The following is a 6490-nucleotide window of genomic DNA, read 5'->3' as shown; positions in this document are numbered from 1 at the left end:
CCCCAGTCCTGCTGGATCACGGTGACCGGCATCCCCAGCCGCGCCCCCGCCTCCCTGTCCACCTGGTCGTGCTCGACGTCAACGGTCGCCGAGGCGCGGTAATCGGCCACGATCGAGGGCACCGCACCCCGGCAGGCGGCCAAGTACGCGGCCCGGATCTCGGCAGGCATGGGGTCGGGCCGCCCGCCCCAGATGTCGAGGAAGTGGCCGAAGAAGGTGTCCGGGGCGGCCCCGATCATCTTCTCCGGCAGCCCCGGCGGATGGGCCATCAGGTAGAGGTGGAACCCCACCGCCGCGCTCGTGCCCCGCGGCACCTGCCACATGTCCAGGGTCGGGAGTACGTCCAGGCAGGCCAGCTGGGTCACGACGTCAGGGTGGTCGAGTCCGGCGCGGAAGGCGACCAGGGCGCCACGGTCGTGGCCGGCCAGGGCGAAGCGTTCGTGGCCGAGCGCGCGGGCCAGTGCGACCACGTCGGCGGCCATCGTGCGCTTGGCGTAGAGATCGACATCGGGACCAGCGGGTTTGTCGCTGGCGCCGTACCCGCGCAGATCAGGACAGATGACCGTGTGGTCGGCCGCGAGATCGGCGGCGACGTGCCGCCACATCAGGTGGGTCTGCGGGAAGCCCGGCCGCGGGCCAGCTCGCGGGCGCGGGCAGCGGCCTGCTCACGGCCGGGCCGGTGGACCGCTGGCTCAGCGTGACCGCCTCGGCATGAGGGCGCTGGTCGTACGGCCCCATGTGCCGCGCTTTACGCGAAGCGGGCCTCGCCCGACGCTTGCGCCCCCAGTAACTCACCGGGCCATCGGCAGACCGATGGACGCCGATGCACACCAATGACAGAGAAGGTGCCTTCTTCCCCGCTCTACTGCCGAGGAGGGGAATGAACGGCCTTCCGCATGTCGTACCAGTCGTCCCCAGCGGGTTCGCCGGAGAGATTCCAACTCCATGACACCGTCGGTGTGATGCGGATATAGGTGCCGGGGCCGACCATGCCGACTCGCTCGAACGGTTGCTCAGCGAGGCCGTAGATCCGTATCCCACGGGCGATGAGCGGGTCTACGGAAACCATGTCATCGATGACAAGAGCCGCTTTGTCGCTCCCGGCCCCGACGTTGCGGAACTTCCGCGTCCGAGTGACGGTGGCACCCCCACCGACCCACAGAAAGGTCCCGTCGTACTCAACGGCGACCGGAACGACATCCGGCTGCCCATCACCGCCGACGGTCGCCAGTCGCCCGAGCGACTGCGAGCGCAGGTACTCGATCTCTTCTTCGGTGAATGACATGTGCTCTCCCATCCCGTGACCAAAGGCCCAAACTATGCCCTCACCGCGCCCTGCGTCCCGATCAACGCGGGCAAAGCAGTACCGACCATGCTGAACCCGCCGCAATAGCCAGTACGCGAACCTCCGTATCGGGGGTAAGCCCGCCCCTGCGCCCCTGTGGGAATCACCGACAAACCCCGACACTCAATAGCAAGATCTCCTGCATCATGCCAGCTCACGAAGTACACCCCCCGCACACGCGGGGATATCCCGGAGCCGGAGTATGCCCTGGTGCCGTGGGCGCTCGCCGTACCGGCCGCCGCGCCCACGACACCAGGGCGCCCCAGGTCACTCCTCCGAGGACGCGCCATCCAGCAGAGTGTTGATCATCTCCTGGATCTGCGCGTGCCCGGTGGCCCCCAAAGCCCCGCCCAGTGCCTGAGCCAGCTTGTCGAAGGGGTCGTCCATCGAAACCCCCTTCATCGCCTCAGCCAGCTCCTCCACCGTCCACATCCCGTCCTTCTCCACCCGCTCCCCACGCGACCACGCATGGTTCACCGCCACCGACCCCCCACGGATTGACAGCACCTGCCCCGTCAGCGGGCACCCCGCCGAGGCCAGATAAGCCGCCACAGGCGCGCTCGTAGCCGGGTCCAGCGGATCGAACCCCCCAGCCGGCTTCTCGCTCATTCCAGGAACCTCCAGCGTGAGCCTGGTACGCGCCATCGAAGGCGAGATGCAGTTGACCCGCACCCCGTACCGCCCCAGCTCCAGCGCCCCCACCGTGGTCATCGCCGCGACGCCCGCGTTCGCCGCCGCGTACGACGCCTGGGCGGGCAGCGGGTTGAGCAGGCCCGAGCCCGATGAGGTGTTGATGACCGCGCGGTCCACCCGCTCACCGGCCGCGTACCGCTCGCGCCAGTACCGGGCCGCCCACCGGGTGACCGCGAACGTGCCCTTCAGCTTGACCGCGACCACCACATCGAAGTCCTCCTCGCCCAGGTCGGCCATCCCCCGGTTGCGCTCGATGGTGGCGTTGTTGATGAGTACGTGCAGGTCGCCGAACGCCTCCACCGCCGTTTCGACCATCCGCCGGGCGCCGTCCCAGTCCGAGACGCTGTCGGTGTTGGCGACCGCCTGCCCGCCGCGCGCGGTGATCTCCTCGACCACCGCCGCCGCGACACCCGCGTCGCCGCCCGTGCCGTCGATGGCCACTCCCGGGTCGTTGACGACGACCTTCGCGCCTTCCCCGGCGCAGTACAGCGCCTCCTCGCGCCCGATGCCGCGCCCGGCGCCGGTGATGAGTACGACGCGTCCGTCCAGGCTTCCCATGTGCCCCTCCTCGCTCGGCCACTCACTTCATTCAATGAAACACTACACTGCATGAAGTGCTGCACCAGATGCAATAGGATGTGGCGATGACGACGGAGAGCACAGGGCTGCGAGAGCGGAAGAAGCAGCGCACGCGGCAGGCGCTGGTGGAGGCGGCGGTACGCCTGTTCGCCGAGAAGGGGTACGAAGCGGTCACCGTGGCCGAGATCGCCGAGGCCGCCGACGTGTCCACCCGCACTTTCTTCCTCCACTTCCCGGCCAAGGAGGACGTGCTCTTCGCCAACGCCGACGTGCGCATCGACCTCGCGCTGAAAGCGGTCGCCGAGCGCGGTAGCACGAATCGGTTGGCGGATGTCCTGGTCAGGGCGATGGAGCGCATGATCGCCGACACCTGGGAGAGTGACCTGACCAGCGGCCTCGCCGCCCTGCGGGCCCGTCTCGCCGGGTCGGCACCGGTGTTGCAGGCCCGCCTGCTCCAGCGCTACATGGCCGCGCAGACCGAGCTGGCCCGCGCGCTGCACCAGGCATATCCGGCCGAGGTCGACGAGGTCGCCGCCGCCGCGCTGGTGGGCGCGGCGATCGGCGCGGTGAGCGCGGCGACGATGGCCAGCCTCCAGCGCGGCGACTCGCCCGAGGCCGTACGCGACGCGATGCGTCAGGCGATGGACCTGGTCACGGGCCCCCGGCGCCTGGCGAGCCGACCGCCGGGCTGAGGGGCCGTTCGGCCCGCTGGGGAGCATGGGCCTTGGCGAGATGGTCGTGCAGCGCCGCATGGCGGAACTGGTACACCGGACCGACCGCGCGTAGCAGTCCGAGCCGATGGGCGTCGTCCAGGAACCCCATGAACCGCCAGGGCAGTTTCCCGATCAGCGCCAGCGGCACGACGGTGAACGTCAGCGCGAGCCAGGCATGATGCCTTCCGGCGACCAGCCCGAACACCCAGCCGAAGCCGAATCCGATCGAAAGCCCGACCATGAACGCCTGTCCGGCCAGTTCAGGAGTGGGGGAGCGGGACATCAGCACGCCGAGTGTCGCGCCGATGGCGAGCGCGAAGAACGTGGCGCTCGCGGTCGCCCGCAACAGGGTGAGGTCACGGTCGGCGCGATGGCTGGACAGCGGCGTGCCGACCTCGTCGGCCAGCGGCCACTCCGCCCATCTGATCAGTCCGATCACCGGCCCGAACGCCCCGCCGAACATGATCCCGCCGATGAGCGTGAACTGTACTCCGGTGGCCACCCCGCCCAGCACCCCGAACACCAGCCCGCACAGTGGACCGAACACCGCTCCGAACGCCATCCCGCGCAGCAGGTCCCGGGGCAGCGAACGCGCCTTGGGGCGCCGGCGTAGGCGCAGACCGGCGTAGCCGGGCAGTTCGTCGGCCCACGAGCCCGTCGCGACCATCCCGGTGGCGAAACCGCTGACGAGGCCGAACAAGATCCCGGCAGGCGGCCCCATGGCCGCCCACGCCCACAATCCCACCGTGCAACCGGCGGCGGCCCCGGGGAACAGCCCGCGCGCCATGTTGCGCGCCCAGGCGCGCGCACGGCTCACGGATGTCCGGTCAGGAGCGCGGCCCATGGCCGCGATGGCCGCCGCCGCACCGAACGCCATGCCGAACGGCGCGCCGAGCAGTACGCCCGTTGACAGGCCCGCCAGCAACGAGAACAGGACGGTCGGCCCACCCGCCATCATGATCTGCGCCAGCGCGGCGACGATTCCGAGGGTGACGCTGAACGCCGGTACACAGCACAGGAACGTCGCCACTCCCACCTTCAGCGGAAAGCCGCGCGACGTGCCGGCCAGGCGCCACCAGGCGATGTCACTGTTGCCGGACGGTGGGAAGCGTTCGGCCAGGAAGGTTAGATAGCGGCGGGTGGCGGATGGGTCCAGTCGGCGGGAGGGGCGGAAATGGTCCGCCGGATCGGCGCTGGGCAACCGGGTCTCGATGAGTGAGGGGATGAGTGCGTCCAGGAGATGGGCGCGAAGCTCGGCGTGCGGCCCGTCCAGCAGTTCGGTCAGCGGCGCGGGGTCTTTGCCGGTGTCCACGTAGACGGCGCGGATGAGCCACAGATCCAGCGCGGTCATGCGCGGGGCGATGTGGTCGCCCAGCGCGTTCAGTACGCGCTGCCACGCCCGCGAGGGCGAGGCGGCCAGGCAGTCGCCCAGGTAGTCCGCACCGGCGGACTGGGACACCGTCAGCGGGGAGATGATCGCCGCCGCGTTCAGCGGACGTCCGGCGGAGGTGATCGCATCGGCCAGCTCCGCGCGACGGCTGGTGAGGATCAGTTGGTCGTGCTCGCCCAGGGAGGCGTTGAGCAGCCTGATCACCTCCGCGCGGGCGGGCGGCTCCATCTCGTCGAGGCCGTCCAGCACGGGGAGGATGTGCCCGCCGCCGGCCAGCCGGGCGGCCACACTGTTGCCATGCTCGGTGGCGGCGAGCGCCGGGTAGTCCTGGGTCAGTCGTACGGCGAGCCAGTCGTGCAGGCGGCGATGGACCTTCGTGTCCCACCCGCTGACCGGGATCAGCACGGGCACCGGGACGATTTCACCGGAGGCCGACCGCTTGTTCTCGGCGCGGGCGTCCAGGAGTCCGAGGAGCATCTGCACGGCCAGCGTGGTCTTTCCGGTGCCCGGTTCGCCGGTGATGATCAGCCGTCGCTGACCGAGATGACGGAAGAAGGCGATGAGTCCCGGTACATCGTCGCTGCGTCCGGAGAATGCGGAGAGGTTCCGGCCGATCAGATGGGATCGGCTCATTCTTTCCTGATCTCTGGCCACCTCCCATGGGACCGGAATCGGCTTGGGGTCGCTGAGCCTGCGATGCCGCGCCTCGGCCTGCCATTGTTCCTTCACCAAGGCGGCGAGCGCGTCGGCGGCGGCACTCACATCGGCGGGGGCGGTGGCTGGTCGCCTGGCCCAGGCGATTATCGCCACTGTCCACGGAATTATGGCCACGGTGAGGATGACGAGATCGTTCACCGTGACCCTCGCGCCTGGTTCCACCGCGCGCGCCACTATGATCACTGTGGCCGCCAGCGAAGTGATGGCCAGCGCGGCGAGTGCGGCGCGTTGTGCTGAGCGTCGGCCCATCCTCCGTATGGTGTCGGAATAGCCGTCGATCAGACAACCGTGCTGCGCATTACTGGATTGAATGCGGTAAATGTCGCGATTGTGGCTAATGGTGGAGGCATCTCCGGCCCCGCCCGTCAATCCACTCTCAATCGTTCTTCTTCTTTCCTGCCCGCCGGGCACGGGTAGCCGGGGGCGTGGAAATCGGGGCAGTGGACGACGGCGACGGTGCCGTAGCGTTCTGCCGTCAGCCAGAAGCCCCAGCACACGCTGTCGGCCTCCGGAGGATGTCCGGTGGCGGCGGCGAGCAGGTACTCGCGCTCCGCCAGTGGGCCCATCGCCTCGCGAGAGGCGAACGCGGGGGCGAGTTCGTCGAAGCGCTCCGCGAGCCAGGTGACCGCCTCGTCCACGGTGTCGGTGGTGCGGAGGATCACCGGTGGCCCGCAGTTCGGCTTCGGTGGACCGCAGAGGGGAGGCGGCCGGGTTCTTACTGTCGGCGATGAGGTAGGCGTCGGACGTTTCGGGGATTCGGCCGATCAGCATGCAGGCTTCTCCTTCTCCGTCCTCGTTGTTGTTTCCGCCGCACAGCCGGATAAGCGTGGCATTGGCGGCGGGGAGGGCGTATAGGTCGGGAGTCACTGGCCTACTTTCTGGTATGTAGTGGATATTCAGGCGGTGTGCCCCCGGCCTGGGAAGTGGTCTCATGCTTCTTTGCTGAGCGCCGGGGGCACGGGTTCGTGACTTCGCTAACAGGTCATGGATCTCCTTTCGCCGGCTGCCGTCTGGCGGGGAGCCAGGGGGCGGACGGCGGCCCTTCCTTGGGGA

At 69.2% G+C, this 6490-nt stretch carries 5 protein-coding genes and 1 pseudogene; 1 reads left to right on the top strand and 5 read right to left on the bottom strand.

The features are described from left to right. From C1I98_RS33325 to C1I98_RS33315, 3 genes and pseudogenes are all read right to left on the bottom strand, one after another. Positions 1–626: pseudogene (locus C1I98_RS33325) on the bottom strand (alpha/beta fold hydrolase); the annotation flags it as partial. Positions 627–862: 236 nt separating this feature from the next. Continuing rightward, entirely contained in the window at positions 863–1285 is a 423-nt protein-coding gene (locus C1I98_RS33320) for a PPOX class F420-dependent oxidoreductase (protein ID WP_111171321.1), read from the bottom strand. A gap of 327 nt (positions 1286–1612) precedes the next feature. Beyond that, a complete protein-coding gene (locus C1I98_RS33315; RefSeq protein WP_111171318.1) occupies positions 1613–2596 on the bottom strand; it encodes an SDR family NAD(P)-dependent oxidoreductase in 984 nt (327 codons plus the stop codon). Positions 2597–2682: 86 nt separating this feature from the next. Between C1I98_RS33315 and C1I98_RS33310 the strand changes: the two genes are divergently transcribed. Continuing rightward, positions 2683–3309, top strand: coding sequence for a TetR/AcrR family transcriptional regulator (locus tag C1I98_RS33310; RefSeq protein ID WP_111171320.1), 627 nt, complete (start codon positions 2683–2685; stop codon positions 3307–3309). On the opposite strand, the gene C1I98_RS33305 is transcribed toward C1I98_RS33310, so the two are convergent. Together C1I98_RS33305 and C1I98_RS33295 are read right to left on the bottom strand one after the other, a co-directional pair. Continuing rightward, complete coding sequence (locus C1I98_RS33305) at positions 3269–5686, bottom strand: hypothetical protein (protein WP_146607792.1); 2418 nt, start codon at positions 5684–5686, stop codon at positions 3269–3271. The genes C1I98_RS33310 and C1I98_RS33305 overlap by 41 nt on opposite strands. A gap of 116 nt (positions 5687–5802) precedes the next feature. Next, on the bottom strand, positions 5803–6099 hold the full coding sequence (locus tag C1I98_RS33295; RefSeq protein ID WP_111171315.1) for a hypothetical protein: 297 nt from the start codon (positions 6097–6099) through the stop codon (positions 5803–5805). Between the last annotated feature and the right edge of the window lie 391 nt (positions 6100–6490).

The organism is Spongiactinospora gelatinilytica, assembly GCF_003236385.1.
GTDB lineage: Bacteria > Actinomycetota > Actinomycetes > Streptosporangiales > Streptosporangiaceae > Spongiactinospora > Spongiactinospora gelatinilytica.
Note: the sequence above shows the minus strand (reverse complement) of the source record. Positions and strands in the feature narration are given on the sequence as shown.

Bases quoted from the DNA above. Each gene is read 5' to 3' on its own strand.
- C1I98_RS33310 (WP_111171320.1), top strand. From the start codon at position 2,683: ATGACGACGGAGAGCACAGGGCTGCGAGAGCGGAAGAAGCAGCGCACG.
- C1I98_RS33320 (WP_111171321.1), bottom strand. From the start codon at position 1,285: ATGTCATTCACCGAAGAAGAGATCGAGTACCTGCGCTCGCAGTCGCTC.
- C1I98_RS33305 (WP_146607792.1), bottom strand. From the start codon at position 5,686: ATGGGCCGACGCTCAGCACAACGCGCCGCACTCGCCGCGCTGGCCATC.
- C1I98_RS33315 (WP_111171318.1), bottom strand. From the start codon at position 2,596: ATGGGAAGCCTGGACGGACGCGTCGTACTCATCACCGGCGCCGGGCGC.